This window comes from Streptomyces sp. NPDC033216 (genome assembly GCF_055577115.1).
Genome location: NZ_JBVIQK010000011.1, coordinates 12,659 through 28,899, shown reverse-complemented (window position 1 = coordinate 28,899; position 16,241 = coordinate 12,659). Strand labels below are relative to the sequence as shown.

Here is a 16,241-nt window from a genome sequence, read left to right as displayed (position 1 = left end):
TGCGGCCCGTGGCCGGCGGCGTGCGCGGAGGCTCAGAGCACGAACCCGGCCGGGAACGGGTCCGTCGGGTCGAGCAGGTACTGGGCCGTGCCGGTGATCCACGCACGGCCCGTGAAGCTGGGCAGCACCGCCGGAACCCCGGCGACCTCCGTCGTGCCGTGCAGCCGGCCGGTGAACCGGGTGCCGATGAAGGACTCGTTCACGAACTCGGTGTGCAGGGGCAGTTCACCGCGGGCGTGCAGCTGCGCCATGCGGGCGCTCGTACCCGTGCCGCAGGGGGAGCGGTCGAACCAGCCCGGGTGGATGGCCATCGCGTGCCGGGAACGGCGAGCGGTGGCACCGGGCGCGTACAGGTGGACGTGGTGGCAGCCGCGGACGGAGGGGTCCTCCGGATGCACCGGCTCTCCCTCGGAGTTGATCGCCTCCATGAGGGACAGCCCGGCTCGCAGGATGTCGTCCTTGCGGGACCGGTCGAAGGGCAGCCCGAACTCCTCCAGCGGCAGGACGGCGTAGAAGTTCCCGCCGTACGCCAGGTCGTAGGTCACCGTGCGGCCGTCGGGCAGGGTGGCCTCGCGGTCCAGGGCGACGGCGAACGACGGGACGTTGTGCAGGGTCACCGCCGTGGCCGCGCCGTCCCGGACCGCCACCTCGGCGACGACCGGCCCGGCCGGGGTGTCCAGACGGATGGTGGTGACCGGTTCGACGACCTCGACCATGCCCGTCTCCACGAGCACGGTCGCCACCCCGATCGTGCCGTGCCCGCACATCGGCAGGCAGCCGGAGACCTCGATGTAGACGACCCCCCAGTCGCAGTCCGGCCGGGTCGGCGGCTGGAGGATCGCGCCGCTCATCGCGGAGTGGCCGCGCGGTTCGTTCATCAACAACTGCCGTACCTCGTCGAGGCGTTCGCGGAAGTGCAGCCGCCGCTCGTTCATCGTCGCCCCCGGGATGGTGCCGATCCCGCCGGTGATCACGCGGGTGGGCATGCCCTCGGTGTGCGAGTCGACGGCGTGCAGGACGAGTTTGCTGCGCATGACATGCCTTCCGTGCTCGGGTGCGGGTGCGGGTGCGTGGTGCCGGCCGGCTCGTGGTGTCAGGCGAGACCCGCGGCGACGGCCTTCTCGGTGGCCGCGCGCACGACCGCCCGCTGCTCCGGAGGCAGCGGCGTGCGCGGCGGCCGGCAGGGCCCGCCGTGCCGGCCGACGATGTCCATCGACAGTTTGATGGCCTGGACGAACTCCACGCGCGAGTCCCAGCGCAGCAGCGGGTGCAACAATCGGTACAGAGGCAGCGCGGAGGTGAGGTCCCCGGCGGCGGCGGCCCGGTACAACTCCACCGAGGCGCGCGGCAGCGCGTTGGGGTAGCCGGCCACCCAGCCCTTGGCGCCCGCCACAGCCAGCTCCAGCAGCACGTCGTCCGCCCCGACCAACAGGTCCAGCTCCGGAGCCAGTTCGGCGATCCGGTAGGCGCGGCGGACATCGCCCGAGAACTCCTTGACGCCGTGGACGAGACCCTCGCCGTGCAGCCGGGCGAGGAGTTCGGGCACGAGGTCGACCTTGGTGTCGACGGGATTGTTGTACGCCACCACCGGCAGGCCCGCCTTCGCGACCTCGGCGTAGTGCGCCACGACGGCGCGCTCGTCGGCGCGGTAGGCGTTGGGCGGCAGCAGCATCACCGCACCGCAGCCCGCCTCGCGCGCCTGCTCGGCCCAGCGGCGGGCCTCGGCCGAGCCGTAGGCCGCGACCCCCGGCATCACGCGCTCCCCGCCGATGGCCGCCACCGCGGTCCGCACCACCTCGGCCCGCTCCTCGGGCGTCAGCACCTGGTACTCGCCGAGCGATCCGTTCGGTACGACGCCGTCACAGCCGTTCGCCACCAGCCAGGCGCAGTGCTCGGCATAGCGGTCGTGGTCGACGGAGAGGTCGTCGCGGAGGGGGAGGGCGGTGGCGACGAGGACGCCGTGCCAGGGGCGAGGGGTGGTCATGGGGGTTTGCCTCTCTCGGACGGGCACACTGGTGTGTGACATGGCATGGCGAGGGTGGGGCGGGCGGTGACGGGCAAGGGCTCACCGGGCCCGGATCGTTCCCGCGTTCGGGCGGGAGCGGTGTCACCGCGGCGGTGTCGAGCCGGCGTCCGGCGGGGGCGGCGCGGCCAGGACGCCGAGGGGGACGGGACGGGCGAGCGACCGTCGGCCGGGGGCGAGGTCGCAGCCCGCGACGCCCGCGACACCCGGCTCGCACATCCTGCCCTGGCACCAGCCCATCCCGGCCCGGGTCAGCAGCTTCACGGTGCGCAGGTCGCCGGCGCCCAGCGAGCCGACGGCCTCGCGGACGGCACCCGCGCTGACCTCCTCGCACCGGCACACCACGGTGGCGTCGGTCACCTCCTCCGCCCACCGCACGGGTGCCGCGTACAGCCGCTCCAGTTCGGCGAAGAACGCCCGCAGCCGGGTCCGGGACCGGGCGGCCCGAGCCCAGCCGCCCGGGTCGGGTGCCGTGCCACGCAGGCGGGCGGCGGCGGAGCGGCCGGCGATGTGGCCCTCGGCGAGCGCCAGTGCCGCGCCGCCGATGCCCGTCGCCTCACCGGCGGCCCACACGCCGGGGACGTCGGTGCGCTGCTCGTCGTCGGTGTGCACGCCCGCCCCGTCCAGGCGGCAGCCGAGTCCTTCCGCGAGGTCGGTGTGCGGCAGCAGGCCGTGGCCGACGGCGAGGGTGTCGCAGACCAGCCGCCGTGCGGAACCCGGCACCGGGTGGCCTTCCGGGTCGAGCGCGGCGACGGTGACCGACTCCAGCCGGTCCCGCCCGTGCGCCTCCACGACCGCGTGGCGCATCCTCAGGGAGACCCGGTGGCGCAGGAGTCGGGCAACGTGGCCGAGGGCCTCGGCCAGCTTCTCCGGCCGCGCGGCCAGGGCGCGGGCGCGGCGTACGACGTGCCCAGGGTCAGCGGACAGACGTACGAGAGCGTTCGGGTCGGCCGACTCGACCAGGGCCGTGACGTGGGCGCCCGCCGTCGCGAGGCCGGTCGCCACGGGGAGCAGCAGCGGGCCCGTGCCGGCGACCACCACGGTGCGGCCGGGCAGGGTCAGCCCGCCCTTGAGCAGGGCCTGGGCGCCGCCCGCGGTGATCACGCCGGGCAGGGTCCAGCCGGGGAAGGGCAGCACCTTCTCGTAACCGCCGGTCGCCAGCACCACCCCGGCGGCGCGTACCGACGCCGCCTCGCGCTGTGCGGGGCCGAGCAGCGCGTGCACGACGAAGCCGCCCGACTCCCGCTCCACGGCCCACACATGGTGGTCGCCCAGGTGCGTGACGCGTCCGGCCGCGAGGTGGGTGGCGAGCCCGTCGCGCAGACGTTCCCAGGTCCGCCACTGGTGGTGCAGGGCCTGCGGGCGGTGGGCGCCGAGGCCGGGGGCGGGCTGACGGTAGAACTGACCGCCCGGCTCGGCGGCAGAGTCGACGAGCACCACGCGCACACCACAAGCGGCGGCCGCCAGGGCGGCGGCGAGGCCCGCCGGACCGGCACCGATCACCGCGAGCACCTGCCGTCGTTCAGCCATCGTGGCCCGTCCCTTCCTGCGTACGGATGTCGGCACCCGGCGTGGCGGGCACCAGGCAGGCGCGCTGGTCGGGCCGGCCGTCCACGGTCACCAGGCAGTCGAAGCAGACGCCGATCCCGCAGAACACCCCCCGCGGGCGCCCCCCTTCGCGGGTGGTGCGCCAGGCGGTGATGCCCGCCGACCACAGCACGGCGGCGACCGTCCTACCCGGCAGTGCCTCGATCTCCCGGCCGTCGAACGTGACGGTGAACGGCGTGCCGGGGCGGGCCCCGGCCAGTTCCAGGGGGTTCACGGCGCGCTCTCCTCGGGGAAGCGGTCGGGACGGAACGGGGTGAGGTCCATCTCGGGGGTCCTCCCGGTCAGCGTCTGCGCGATCAGAAGCCCGGTGCCGGTCGCGAGCCCGATGCCCGCCCCCTCGTGCCCGCAGGCGTGGAACAGGCCCGGCGCCCGCGGGTCGGGGCCGATCGCCGGCAGGTGGTCCGGCAGGTAAGGGCGGAAGCCGAGATACGCGCGCATCGCCCGGACCTGCTCCAGGAACGGGAACAGACGGGTCGCGCCCGCCGCCAGCGCCCGGACGACGGGCAGGGAGAACGACCGGTCGAACCCGACCCGTTCCCGGCTCGCGCCGATCAGCACCGGACCGGCGGCCGTTCCCTCGACGACCGGCGAGGTCTGGAGGGCCGCGGAACCGCTGGCGACGTCGGCCACATAGTCGGCGGCGTACACCTTGTGCCGTACCCGGCGCGGCAACGGCTCCGTGACCAGGACGAATCCGCGACGTGGCAGAACCGGCAGCGAGACGCCCGCGAGTGCGGCGACCTCCGCGCCCCAGGCGCCGGCCGCGTTCACCACGGCCGGCGCGAGGAGGTCGCCCCGGTCGGTCCGCACGCCCCGCACGGCCCCGTCGGCACCGCGCAGCACCCCGGTCACCGTACGGCCGCTCTCCACCCGGGCGCCCGAGGCGCGCAGCAGGCGCGCGGCGGCCAGAGCGGGCATGACCTGGGCGTCCTGGGGATACAGGACACCGCCCGCGAGGCCTGGAGCCAAGTGCGGCTCCAGCTCGCGGAGTCGGTCCGCACCGACGGCGACGGTCTCGACGCCGGCGGCCCGCTGTCCGGCAGCCAGCTCCGTGAGGGCGGTGAGCGCCTCTGACGTGGAGGCGACGACGAGGCCGCCCTTGGGTTCGTACTCGATGTCGCTGCCGTCGACGCAATGGCCGTCGATGTCGCTGCCGAGCTGTCGGGCGGGTGGCCGGTCGTCCTCCGCCCGTCGGTTCCCGCCGGCGATCTCACCCCACAACCGAAGGGACAGCAAAGCCAGTTGCAGCTCCGGTCCCGGCCCCTTGTCGGAGACGAGGAGGTTGCCCTCGCCGGCCCCCGTCGTGCCGCCCGCCACCGGACCGCGGTCCACCACGACGACGTCCAGCCCGGCGCGCGCCGCGTACAGCGCGCAGGCGGCGCCGACCATGCCGGCGCCGACGACCACGACGTCACAGGACGGTTGGTTGGTCACGCCAGTAATATGTCACATGGCGCCCTGGAGGGGAACAGGCCGACGGAGCGCTCCCGTTCAGCCGGCCGGTTCTGGCTGACAGGGCGCTCCGGGTCGGTCGATGCCGTGAGGTCGGGGTGGGGTCGCTCAGTCGAGGTTGCTCGGCGTCGGCGTCGGCGTACGGCCGGCCTGAACCTCCTTGAGCCGCTTGGTGCCCTGCTCCACCGCGGACTTGGTGGTGTCCCCGTCGGCGCCGCCGAGCCCGCCGTTGGTGACGGTGATCGCGTCGTCGCCGACCCGGACGACGGCGACGCTCAGGGTGAGCGTCACCGGGTCGCCGTTCGCGGTGCCCTGCACGGTCACGGTGAGGCCCTGCCGTGCGTCGCCCTCCTCGGGCAGCGAGGCCTCCACCACCTGGACGGTCCGCTCGCCGCCGGCGCCGCCGGTCAGGGTGAACTGGTCGCAGGTCTCGGGCAGCTTCTCGAGCCAGTCCATCGACTTGTCGAGCGCGGCCTTCTGGTAGGCGGCGACCTGGTACAGCAGCCGGGAGTCGCCCTCCTGGAAGCCGTTCAGCGCCGACGCCCCGGACGGGGTGCCGAGCAGGGTCTCGTCGTAGAGCGCGTCGATCAGCCGCTGGCAGTCGGCCGCCTCGGCCTTCCCCGTGAGGAACTGGGCCGTGTCCACCTGCCCGATGACCAGCTTGTCGCGCCAGGTCTGCGGGTCCTTCACCTGGACCCAGTTGTCCTCGATGTCCGCCGCGGTGATCAGGGCGTTCCGGGCGCCGCTCTCCGAGAGGGTGGTGGCCGGCGACGGGGTGGCGGCGGCCGACTTGCTGGTGCTGACCGACGGCGTGGCGGCGGCCGACTTGCTGGCGCTGACCGACGGCGTGGCGGCGGTGGTCCGCGCGGCCACGGGCCGCTCGGCGACGGTGGCGGCGGTCTCCGAGTCGGCCGCCGCACCGTCGTCCCCGCTGGAGCAGGCCGCCGTCGCGAGCAGCGTCCCGGTGGCCAGCGCGGCGGCCAGGACTCGGGCGGGGCGGGCCGCGAGGACCCGACGGCCCGCCGCGCGAGGTACGGCCGTGACGGGTGTGGCCGTACGGGGCGCGGCCGGGTCCGGCGCGGCGGCCGTCTTCGCCGTGCGGGACGGGCGGCCGGTCGGGCGAGGGGTGATCACGTATGCCTCCTGAGGACGGGACGGGTTCCCGGCGCACGTGTGCCCGGGCGGCTCCCCCTTGCCTCCACCGCACCACCGGCCCGCCCGCGCGACCAGTGCAGGGGGTCATACGGGTGAGCGGGCACGCCGGGGGTGCGGCGGGGACGCGCGGGGAGGGCGGGGGTGCGGCGGCGACGCGCGCGAGCGGGACTGCGGTGGGCGTGCGGTGGGAGTACGGCAGCCGGGACCCCGGGCCGGCCGGAAAACCCGAGGTGGCCGGGCCGGTCGCCGGGGCATCATGACGACTCCGCCACCTTCGCGGCGCCGGCCGATCACCACAGGGGGAGTCCGTGACCGTCCAGAACATCCTGCTTTCCGGCGTGGTCGGCTCGACCGCCTACGGGCTCGCGCACGCCGGGTCCGACGTGGATCGCCTCGGCCTGTTCGCGGCGCCCACCGAGGAGCTGCACGGCCTGCACCCGCCGAAGGAGTCCCACGTCGGCACGGCGCCGGACCGGACCCTGCACGAGGCCGCCAAATGGTGCCGGCTGGCACTCGGCGGCAACCCCACCGTCACCGAACTCGTCTGGCTGCCGGACGAGTTGTACGAGACGCGCACCCCGCTCGGTGACGAACTCGTCGGCATCCGTACGACGTTCCTGAGCGCCCGGCGCGTCCGGGACGCCTACCTCGGTTACGCCGCCCAGCAGTTCCGCAGGCTGCTCAGCCGTGGCGACGGTTCGTTCTCGGCGGACACGCGCAAGCGGACCGCCAAGCACGCCCGCCACCTCAAGCGGCTGTGCGGGCAGGGCTACGAGCTGTACACCACAGGGACGTTGAGCATCCGCGTGGACGACCCGGAGAGCTTCCACCGCTTCGGCGAGCAGGTCGCGGACGACCCCGGGACGGCGCTTCCGCTGCTGCGCCGTTACGAGGCGGCGTTCGACGAGGCGCGCAGCGTGCTGCCCGAGCAGCCCGACAAGAGCGCCGCCGAGGCATGGCTGCGGAAGGTGCGGCGGCACTTCTACACGTCCTGAGCGGCCGGCCGAGCCGGCGTTTCCCGACCCTGCGGGAAAAACGCGTGCCGGGCACGGCCGATCGTCCCTACACTCACTCCACCGAGCGCCGCCCACGAACGGGGCCGCGCCGCACCGCGACGAACGAGGGGAGCCGGCCATGCGCGACCACACCACTGCCACCGCTCCCCGTGCCCGCTACGAGGTGATCCTCGTGTCCTTGGCCGTCCGGTGCCCGCGGCGCGGCCGGCACCGGATGGTCTGACGAGACCTCGGCCCTTGCGACCGAGCCGACCCGGCGGCTTCCCGCTGTGGTGGCGGCTCCGTCGTCATGTCGGCTGCCGGCCCGTCGGAAATCGCGCCGCCCCTTTCCCGAGACACACCTCGAAAGGCCACGGGCCGTGCGCAACAACCTCGACCGTCACCTCGCCGCCGTACGCAACCTGGGCATCCTCGCCCACGTCGACGCGGGCAAGACCACCGTCACGGAACGGATCCTCTTCGCCACCGGGACCACCCACAAGCGCGGTGAGGTCCACGACGGCACGACCGTCACCGACTTCGACCCCCAGGAGCGCGACCGTGGGATCACCATCTTCGCCGCGGCCGTCAGCTGCGACTGGCACGGCCACCGCCTCAACCTGATCGACACCCCCGGGCACGTCGACTTCGCCGACGAGGTGGAGCGCTCGCTGCGGGTGCTGGACGGGGCGGTCGCGGTGTTCGACGCCGTCGCGGGTGTGGAGCCCCAGAGCGAGTCCGTGTGGCGGCAGGCCGACCGGCACGGCGTGCCGAGGATCGCGTTCGTCAACAAGATGGACCGGACGGGCGCCGACCTCGACACGGCCGTGGCGTCGATCCGGGAGCGGCTGCACCCCGTCCCGCTCGTCGTCCAGCTGCCGATCGGGACGCAGGAGGCCTTCACCGGCGTCGTCGACCTGCTCCGGATGCGGGCGTCGACCTGGGCCGACGGCGCCGATGCGGCCGTGGAGCGGCCCGTGCCCCAGGAGCTGCGCGAGGAGGCGGTGCGGCGCCGCCGGCTGCTCGAGGAGGCGGTGGCGGAACGGCATCCGGCCGCACTGGAGGAGTTCTGCGACCGGGAGACGGTCTCGGCCGGGACGCTCGCCGCGGCACTGCGCGACCTGACCCGCACCGGCGACGGTGTGGTCGTGCTGTGCGGCTCGGCCTACCGCAACCGCGGGATCGAGCCGTTGCTCGACGCCGTGGTCGCCTATCTGCCGTCGCCACTGGACGTTCCGGCTGTATGCGGTGTGCACGACGGTGTCGACGAGCGACGGCCGGCCGACCCCGCCGCACCGTTCGCGGCCCTCGCGTTCAAGGTCAACGCCACGCCCACCGGCAGGCTCACCTACCTGCGGGTGTACTCCGGGACGATCGGGAAGGGGGACGCGGTGTGGGACGCGACCGCCGGCCGCGGCGAGCGCGTCGGCCGGATCCTGCGGGTCCAGGCCGACCGGCATTCCCAGCTGGATAGGGCGGTCGCCGGGGACATCGTGGCCGTGATCGGGCTGAAGGCGGCCCGCGCCGGCTCGACCCTGTGCGCGCCGGACGCCCCGCTGGTCCTCGAGCCGCCGGGGGTGGCCGATCCCGTCGTCTCGGTGGCGGTCGAGCCACGCCGCGGCACCGACGCCGACCGGCTGGCCTCGGCGCTCGCCCGGCTGGCCGAGGAGGACCCGTCGCTCACGGTGCGCACCGACCCCGAGACCGGGCAGACCGTGCTCTCGGGGATGGGTGAGCTGCACCTGGAGGTGGCGGTGGAGAAGATCCGCCTCACCCTCGGGCTGGAGGTCAACGTCGGCCGGCCGCGCGTCACCTACCGCGAGACGGTGGGTCGCGGCGTGTCCCAACTGGTCTTCCGGCACGTCAAACAGGACGGCGGCGCGGGCCAGTTCGCGCACGTCGTGCTCGATGTCGAACCACTGGACGACGGGTTCGACTTCCGGTCGGCCGTGGTCGGCGGGCGGATTCCGCAGGAATACGTCCGTGCCGTCGAGGCGGGCTGCCGGGACGCCCTCGCCGAGGGTCCCCTCGGCGGGCACGCGGTGACCGGCCTGCGGGTCACGCTGACCGACGGTTCGACGCACGTGAAGGACTCCTCCGAGACGGCCTTCCGCACGGCGGGCCGGCTCGGCCTCCGCGAGGCGCTGCGGGCCTGCGCCATGGTGTTGCTGGAACCGGTGGTGGACGTGACCGTCACCGTGCCCGAGGAGGCCGTGGGCGGGGTCCTCGGCGACCTCGCCGCCCGGCGCGGCCGGGTGACCGGGTCCGAGGTGCGCGGCGGCGCGGCCGTGGTGACCGCCACCGTGCCGCTCGCGGAACTGTTCGGGTACGTCACCCGGCTGCGCAGCCGCACCCAGGGCCGAGGCACCTTCACGGCCCGCCCGACGGGGTACGCCCCGGCGCCGGCGCTGACGGCGACACCGTAGGACCCGTACGCCCCGGGGTTCACCCCTCCGGGGCGTACGCACGACGGCCTCGCCGCGAGGGGAGGAGAAGGCGTCGGCGGGAGGGGGACGGAGGCTGCGACGAAAGCGGCCACGAAACCGCACCCGAGTTGCACGACCCTCGTCGAAACTCTTGACGTGGCTTCTCTTCCGGGGTTTAACTCACGTCCTAAATTAAGCCATGAGGACAGACCCGGGAGCCGACCCATGCGTACCATCCGAGCCGCGGCCGCAGGCGCCGTCGTGATGTCACTCGCCCTGGCCGTGACGGCCTGCGGCGGCGGTTCGTCGACGGACGGAAGCGGGTCCGACGACTCGCCGAAGGAACTGACGTACTGGGCGTCCAACCAGGGCGCCAGCATAGAGATCGACAAGAAGGTCCTCCAGCCGGAGCTGGACAAGTTCGAGAAGGAGACCGGGATCAAGGTGAAGCTGGAGGTCGTGCCCTGGTCCGACCTGCTCAACCGGATCCTCACCGCCACCACCTCCGGGCAGGGCCCCGACGTCCTGAACATCGGCAACACCTGGTCGGCCTCGCTCCAGGCGACCGGCGGGCTGCTGCCCTGGGACGAGGCGAACTTCGCCAAGATCGGCGGCAAGGACCGCTTCGTGGCGTCGGCGCTCGGCTCCACCGGCACACAGGGCAAGGACCCGGCCGCCGTGCCGCTGTACTCGATGGCGTACGCGCTCTACTACAACAAGCAGCTCCTCGCCGACGCGGGGATCTCCCAGCCCCCGGCGACCTGGGACCAGTTGGTCGCCGACGGCAAGAAGATCCAGGCGAAGGGCAAGCAGGTCCTGGGCGCCGAGGGCGCGAACGTCTCCGAGAACGTCCACCACGTCTTCACGTTCGCCAAGCAGCACGGCGCGGACTTCTTCGCCGCCGACGGCAAGCCCGACTTCACCTCCGACGGCGCGGTGAGCGCGGTCAAGCAGTACGTCGACCTGATGGCGAAGGACAAGGCGATCCCGCAGGGCAACGCCGAGTACGCGCAGAACCAGTCCGTCAGCGACTTCGCCAAGGGCAAGACGGCGTTCCTGCTCTGGCAGTCGGCCTCCGCCAACCTCAAGTCGCAGGGCATGGGCGAGGACCAGTACGGCATCGCGCCCGTGCCCGTGCGGTCCGGCACCCCCGGCACCGGCACGCAGGTCAACTCGATGGTGGCCGGCATCAACCTGGCCGTCTTCAAGAACACCGACAACCTCGACGGCGCCACGCAGTTCGTGAAGTTCATGACGAGCGACGAGGAGCAGAAGGTCCTCAACAAGGCCTACAGCTCGATCCCGCCGGTCGCCTCGGCGCAGGCGGACCCGGCCTTCAACACCCCCGCGAACGCCGTCCTGAAGGACACCCTCGCCAAGAGCGCCGCCCCGCTGCCGCAGGTCGCCGACGAGTCGCAGTTCGAGACGGCGGTCGGCACGGCGGTGAAGGAGCTGTTCGCCGACGCGGCCGCCGGACGGGCGGTCACCACCGCGTCGGTGAAGGCCCGCCTGGAGAAGGCCCAGCAGCAGATGCCGACGAAGTGAGCGTGATGACGACCACGGTCACCGAGCAGGCCACCGTGCGCAAGGACTCCCCCGGAGCGGCGGACGGCCCCCGCCGCCGCTCCGGGCGGATCCGCCGTATCGGACTGCCCTACCTGCTGCTCCTGCCCGCCCTGATCCTCGAACTCCTCGTCCACCTGGTGCCGATGGTCATCGGCATCGTGATGAGCTTCAAGGAACTCACCCAGTTCTACATCCGCGACTGGGGCACCGCCCCCTGGGCCGGACTCGACAACTACTCGATGTCCGTCGACTTCAACGCCCCCGTCGGCGAAGCCCTGTTGCACTCGTTCCTCGTCACCGTCGCCTTCACCCTGCTGTCGGTGGGCCTGTGCTGGCTGATCGGCACGACGGCGGCGATCTACATGCAGGACACCTTCCGCGGCCGCGGACTGCTGCGGGCCCTGTTCCTGGTGCCGTACGCGCTGCCGGTCTACGCGGCCGTCATCACCTGGGTGTTCATGTTCCAGCACGACAACGGCCTGGTGAACCACGTCCTGCACGACCAGCTCCACCTCACCGACAAGCCGTCGTTCTGGCTGATCGGCGACAACAGTTTCTACGCACTGCTCACCGTGTCGGTGTGGAAGGGCTGGCCGTTCGCCTTCCTCATCGTGATGGCGGGCCTACAGAACATCCCGCGCGAGCTGTACGAGGCGGCCGCCCTGGACGGCGCCGGCGTGTGGCAGCAGATCCGCAGGATCACGCTGCCGTCGCTGAGCGCCGTCAACCAGGTCCTGGTCCTGGTGCTGTTCCTGTGGACGTTCAACGACTTCAACACGCCCTACGTCCTGTTCGGCAAGGCCGCCCCGGAGGCCGCGGACCTCGTCTCGGTCCACATCTACCAGGCCTCGTTCGTCACCTGGAACTTCGGCGCGGGTTCCGCGATGTCGGTCCTGCTGCTGCTGTTCCTGCTCATCGTGACCGGCGCGTACCTGGCCGTCACCTCGCGCGGACGGAGGCCCGCCGATGCCTGATCCGCACCGGGCACTGCCCAACTCGCCGATGGCCCCGCCGCGTTCGTTCCTGTGGTCGCGGCGCGTCTTCCTCACGCTGCTCGCCGGTTTCGTCCTGGTGCCGGTGTACGTGATGGTCTCCAGCTCCCTGAAGCCGCTCGCGGACGTCTCGGGCACGTTCCGCTGGCTGCCGAGCGACCTGACGATCCGGCCGTACATCGACATCTGGTCGACCGTCCCGCTCGCCGGCTACTTCGTGAACTCGCTGATCGTGGCGGGCGCGGCGACGGTCTGCTCGGTGGTGATCGCCGTGTTCAGCGCCTACGCGGTGAGCCGGTACGACTTCCGCGGCAAACGCACGTTCACGGTGACCGTGCTGTCCACGCAGATGTTCCCCGGCATCCTCTTCCTCCTCCCGCTGTTCCTCCTCTACGTCAACATCGGCAACGCCACCGGCATCGCCCTGTTCGGCTCGCGCGGCGGACTGATCCTGACGTATCTCACCTTCTCCCTGCCCTTCTCCATCTGGATGCTGATCGGCTACTTCGACTCGGTGCCGCGCGATCTGGACGAGGCGGCGCTGGTGGACGGCTGCGGTCCGCTCGGGGCGCTGTTCCGGATCGTCGTGCCGGCCGCGATCCCCGGCATCGTCGCGGTCGCCGTCTACGCCTTCATGACGGCGTGGGGCGAGGTGCTGTTCGCGTCCGTCATGACCAACGACACCACCCGCACCCTCGCCGTCGGACTCCAGGGCTACTCGACCCTCAACGACGTGTACTGGAACCAGATCATGGCCGCCTCGCTGGTCGTCAGCGTGCCCGTGGTGGCCGGCTTCCTCCTCCTCCAGCGCTACCTCGTGGCCGGCCTGACGGCAGGAGCGGTGAAGTGACCAACCTCCGTGATCCCGAAAGGACCTCTGTGACCATCGACCTCGCCGCACTCCCGCACGACTTTCTGTGGGGCACGGCCACCTCGGCATACCAGATCGAGGGAGCCGTGGCGGAGGACGGCCGTTCGCCGTCGATCTGGGACACCTTCTCGCACACCCCCGGAAAGATCGCCGGCGACGACCACGGCGACGTCGCCTGCGACCACTACCACCGCTGGCGCGAGGACATCGCTCTCATGCGCCGGCTCGGCACCAACGCCTACCGGATGTCGATCGCCTGGCCGCGCGTGATGCCGGGCGGCGACGGCCCGGTCAACCCCAAGGGCCTGGCGTTCTACGACGAGTTGGTCGACGCTCTGCTGGCCGCGGGCATCACCCCGTCCGTCACCCTCTACCACTGGGACCTGCCGCAGGTGCTCCAGGACCGCGGCGGCTGGCCCGAACGCGACACGGCCGAGCACTTCGCCGCGTACGCGTCGGCGGTGGCCGGGCGGCTCGGTGACCGGGTCTCCCACTGGACCACCCTCAACGAGCCGCTGTGCTCGGCGTGGATCGGCCACCTCGAAGGCACCATGGCCCCCGGCCTGACCGACCTGACGGCCGCCGTCCGCGCCTCCTACCACCTGCTCCTCGGCCACGGTCTCGCCGTACAGGCCATCCGGGCGGCCGCGCCCGGCGCCGAGGTCGGCATCGTCAACAACCTCTCCACCGTGCATCCCGCCAGCGACCGGCCCGAGGACCTCGCCGCCGCCCGCCGGGTGGACGGCCACACCAACCGCTGGTGGCTCGACCCGGTCCACGGCCGCGGCTTCCCGGCCGACATGCGCGAGGTCTACGGCGTCGAACTCCCCGAGCAGCCGGGCGACCTGGAGACGATCGCCGCACCCCTCGACTGGCTGGGCCTGAACTACTACTTCCCGGCGACCGTCACCGACGACCCGGACGGGCCCGCCCCCTACGCCCGCTCCGTGCGCCGCGACGGCGTCCCGCGCACCGGCATGGACTGGGAGGTCGACCCGAGCGGCATCGAGGCACTGCTGCTGCGCCTCACCGACGAGTACGGCGCCCGCCGCCTGTACGTCACGGAGAACGGTTCCGCCTACCCGGACGTCGTCCGCCCCGACGGCACGGTCGACGACCCCGAGCGCCAGGCGTACCTCGCCGGGCACCTCGCGGCCTGCGCCTCCGCCGCCCGCAAGGGGGCCCCGCTGGCCGGGTACTTCGCCTGGTCACTGCTGGACAACTTCGAGTGGGCGTACGGCTACGACAAGCGGTTCGGTCTGGTCCACGTCGACTACCGCACCCAGTCCCGCACGATCAAGGGCACCGGACACCACTACGCGGACATCATCCGCAGGCACCGGGAGGGGGTGGCGAAGGCGGCCTGACGCGCAAGGAGGGGGTGTGGGTGAGCGGGCCCCGGTGCGGACACGCCGAGGAGCAAGGGCCGGGTCGCCCCGTCGGCACGGCCCCGCGGCCCCGCCCCCGCCGTCCGCAGCCGGCGTCCCGCCGCCGTCCGCACGGTCTCGCCTCTGCGGTGGACGCTTCCCGTGCGGGCGGTCCGGTCAGAGGACCAGGACGAGCACGAGGACGACGAGGGCGACGACCGTCGTCACGGCCAGGGAGGCCTTCCACCGGCCCTCCTCCGACAGCCGCCGCAGGACGCTGAGTCCTCCGTCGGTGCGCCGGAAGACGTAAAACTCCAGGTTTCCGGAGCCGGGCGGCGTCGCCCTGACGACCGTGAGCCGCCGGAGCACGACCTGACGGTCCTTCTCCGACTTCGCCTGACGCAGGTGGGGTGCGAGGGCCGCGCGGTGGTCGGGGGAGAGGTCGTCGGGAAGCGGATCGCCGGCGTCCAGCCGGTTCGTGTGCCAGCCGCCCGAGCCCAGTTCCGAGGCCACCCGCCGGGGCCGCGGGACGGGGGGCGACACGTTCTCGTTCCGCGAGGTCCACTCGATCCGGCCCGCCGTCCAGGACGTCAGGCTCCCGTGTCCCTCACAGGTGGTGCACTCGACGGTGCCCGTACGCCCGCACGGCTTGCAGGGGATGCGCCCGCTCGCCTGGCACTCCTGGCACTTGACCTTCCCCCAGCCCCGGCATCCGGGGCACGCGCTGTCGGGGGTGTGGCAGCCTTCGCAGGTCACCCGCTCGTCGGGGCCGTGGACCCTACCCTGCTTGGGCGGCCGGGGCGGAGTGCCGGGCAGGCCGCCGTGCTTGAGGTGGTGCGTGCACGCGGTGACCCCCTCGCACACGGCGCACACCCGGGCCGGCTCGCACGGGCGGTACTTCATGCCGTCGCAGTCGGCACATCGCCGCCGTCCGTTGCCGCAGTCGCAGGACCTGAGGTGCACCGTGCCGCGCTTGACCAGGTCGAGCGGCTGGTCGAGGGGCGTCTCGTGCGGGCCGAGCTTGTAGTCCCCCAGCACGTCGTAGAGCGGCCGTTCCGCGAGGTCGACGGTGCCGTGCCGGTGCCGTATCTCCTCCGTGCGGCGCTCGACGCGCCGGGTGACGGTGCCCTCGAGGAGGTGCAGGCGGGTGAGGACGAAGTCCGTGGGCGACGGACCGGGACGCCTGTTCCCGCCGCGCGCCAGGAACGCGTCGAGCGCCGCACGCACCTCGTCGTCGGACGGATCGTCTGCTGCCACCCCGAAACCCACTCCCCCCGAGCCGCGCCCCTCCCGCCCGTGAGACGGGCGGGACCGGTGCCGAGCGGCACCAGTGTGACGCGGGCGGGCCCGCCGCGAAAGGGCGCGAAAGGGCGCGGCCGGGACGCCCCACGACGCCATGGCGCCGTGGGGCCGCGAACCGCACCGAGACGGTGCAGAGAACCCACGAGCCACGCGGCCGCAAGCGCCTGAGGATGGAGCCCATGGCTCTGCTGGGGCATTCCGCCGGGCGGACCCCGCCGTGCTGTACGCGTCCGGTCACCAGGAGCGTGTGGCGCGGCTGCTGCTGGTCACGCCCAGCGTGATGGCCGTTCGGATCGAGGTCACGCCGCCCGAGTATCAGGAGTAGTCATCAGTTCCGTGGTACCCGACATCGATGACGTGGCGGGACGTCGATCCGACCACGCATCCGTTCGACTCCGACCAGGCACTCGGCGTGGTGCGTGACGTGGTGTCCCCTCCGGACCCCGACTCGCGTCGGCCACGAGGGCTGTGGTCGACCAATTCG

Annotated in this window: 13 protein-coding genes; 6 read left to right on the top strand and 7 right to left on the bottom strand. The window is 72.9% G+C overall.

The features are described from left to right. Nucleotides 1–32 precede the first annotated feature (32 nt). The 6 genes from ACZ5Y0_RS20935 to ACZ5Y0_RS20910 form a co-directional block, all read right to left on the bottom strand. Nucleotides 33–1,034, bottom strand: coding sequence for a proline racemase family protein (locus tag ACZ5Y0_RS20935; RefSeq protein WP_469130182.1), 1,002 nt, complete (start codon nt 1,032–1,034; stop codon nt 33–35). A gap of 59 nt (nt 1,035–1,093) precedes the next feature. Further along, entirely contained in the window at nt 1,094–1,984 is an 891-nt protein-coding gene (locus ACZ5Y0_RS20930; protein ID WP_469130181.1) for a dihydrodipicolinate synthase family protein, read from the bottom strand. 123 nt (nt 1,985–2,107) lie between these two features. Further along, a complete protein-coding gene (locus ACZ5Y0_RS20925; protein WP_469130180.1) occupies nt 2,108–3,553 on the bottom strand; it encodes an FAD-dependent oxidoreductase in 1,446 nt (481 codons plus the stop codon). Next, on the bottom strand, nt 3,546–3,845 hold the full coding sequence (locus ACZ5Y0_RS20920) for a (2Fe-2S)-binding protein (protein WP_469130179.1): 300 nt from the start codon (nt 3,843–3,845) through the stop codon (nt 3,546–3,548). The genes ACZ5Y0_RS20925 and ACZ5Y0_RS20920 overlap by 8 nt, the downstream gene beginning before the upstream one ends. Beyond that, nucleotides 3,842–5,020: an NAD(P)/FAD-dependent oxidoreductase gene (locus ACZ5Y0_RS20915; RefSeq protein WP_469130359.1), complete on the bottom strand. Its 1,179-nt coding sequence runs from the start codon at nt 5,018–5,020 to the stop codon at nt 3,842–3,844. The genes ACZ5Y0_RS20920 and ACZ5Y0_RS20915 overlap by 4 nt, the downstream gene beginning before the upstream one ends. A 171-nt stretch (nt 5,021–5,191) precedes the next feature. Further along, a complete protein-coding gene (locus ACZ5Y0_RS20910; protein WP_469130358.1) occupies nt 5,192–6,067 on the bottom strand; it encodes a hypothetical protein in 876 nt (291 codons plus the stop codon). Between the two features lie 479 nt (nt 6,068–6,546). On the opposite strand from ACZ5Y0_RS20910, the gene ACZ5Y0_RS20905 reads away from it, so the two are divergent. The 6 genes from ACZ5Y0_RS20905 to ACZ5Y0_RS20880 all read left to right on the top strand — a co-directional run bounded on the left by ACZ5Y0_RS20905 (nt 6,547) and on the right by ACZ5Y0_RS20880 (nt 14,455). Continuing rightward, nucleotides 6,547–7,233, top strand: a complete 687-nt coding sequence (locus tag ACZ5Y0_RS20905; RefSeq protein ID WP_469130178.1) for a nucleotidyltransferase domain-containing protein — start codon at nt 6,547–6,549, stop codon at nt 7,231–7,233. Between the two features lie 380 nt (nt 7,234–7,613). After that, nucleotides 7,614–9,659, top strand: coding sequence for an elongation factor G (fusA, locus tag ACZ5Y0_RS20900; RefSeq protein WP_469130177.1), 2,046 nt, complete (start codon nt 7,614–7,616; stop codon nt 9,657–9,659). A 225-nt stretch (nt 9,660–9,884) separates the two neighbouring features. Beyond that, complete coding sequence (locus tag ACZ5Y0_RS20895; RefSeq protein ID WP_469130176.1) at nt 9,885–11,204, top strand: ABC transporter substrate-binding protein; 1,320 nt, start codon at nt 9,885–9,887, stop codon at nt 11,202–11,204. A 5-nt stretch (nt 11,205–11,209) separates the two neighbouring features. Next, nucleotides 11,210–12,199, top strand: coding sequence for a carbohydrate ABC transporter permease (locus ACZ5Y0_RS20890; protein WP_469130175.1), 990 nt, complete (start codon nt 11,210–11,212; stop codon nt 12,197–12,199). Between the two features lie 28 nt (nt 12,200–12,227). Further along, a complete protein-coding gene (locus ACZ5Y0_RS20885; RefSeq protein ID WP_469130357.1) occupies nt 12,228–13,067 on the top strand; it encodes a carbohydrate ABC transporter permease in 840 nt (279 codons plus the stop codon). Between the two features lie 29 nt (nt 13,068–13,096). After that, nucleotides 13,097–14,455 carry a GH1 family beta-glucosidase gene (locus tag ACZ5Y0_RS20880; RefSeq protein ID WP_469130174.1) on the top strand — a complete coding sequence of 453 codons (1,359 nt, stop codon included), beginning with the start codon at nt 13,097–13,099 and terminating at the stop codon, nt 14,453–14,455. Between the two features lie 177 nt (nt 14,456–14,632). Here ACZ5Y0_RS20880 and ACZ5Y0_RS20875 read toward each other — a convergent pair whose 3' ends face one another. Next, nucleotides 14,633–15,712, bottom strand: coding sequence for a DnaJ-like cysteine-rich domain-containing protein (locus tag ACZ5Y0_RS20875; RefSeq protein ID WP_469130173.1), 1,080 nt, complete (start codon nt 15,710–15,712; stop codon nt 14,633–14,635). Between the last annotated feature and the right edge of the window lie 529 nt (nt 15,713–16,241).

Bases quoted from the DNA above. Each gene is read 5' to 3' on its own strand.
- ACZ5Y0_RS20935 (WP_469130182.1), bottom strand. From the start codon at position 1,034: ATGCGCAGCAAACTCGTCCTGCACGCCGTCGACTCGCACACCGAGGGC.
- ACZ5Y0_RS20930 (WP_469130181.1), bottom strand. From the start codon at position 1,984: ATGACCACCCCTCGCCCCTGGCACGGCGTCCTCGTCGCCACCGCCCTC.
- ACZ5Y0_RS20925 (WP_469130180.1), bottom strand. From the start codon at position 3,553: ATGGCTGAACGACGGCAGGTGCTCGCGGTGATCGGTGCCGGTCCGGCG.
- ACZ5Y0_RS20915 (WP_469130359.1), bottom strand. From the start codon at position 5,020: ATGGTCGGCGCCGCCTGCGCGCTGTACGCGGCGCGCGCCGGGCTGGAC.
- ACZ5Y0_RS20895 (WP_469130176.1), top strand. From the start codon at position 9,885: ATGCGTACCATCCGAGCCGCGGCCGCAGGCGCCGTCGTGATGTCACTC.
- ACZ5Y0_RS20890 (WP_469130175.1), top strand. From the start codon at position 11,210: ATGACGACCACGGTCACCGAGCAGGCCACCGTGCGCAAGGACTCCCCC.
- ACZ5Y0_RS20885 (WP_469130357.1), top strand. From the start codon at position 12,228: ATGGCCCCGCCGCGTTCGTTCCTGTGGTCGCGGCGCGTCTTCCTCACG.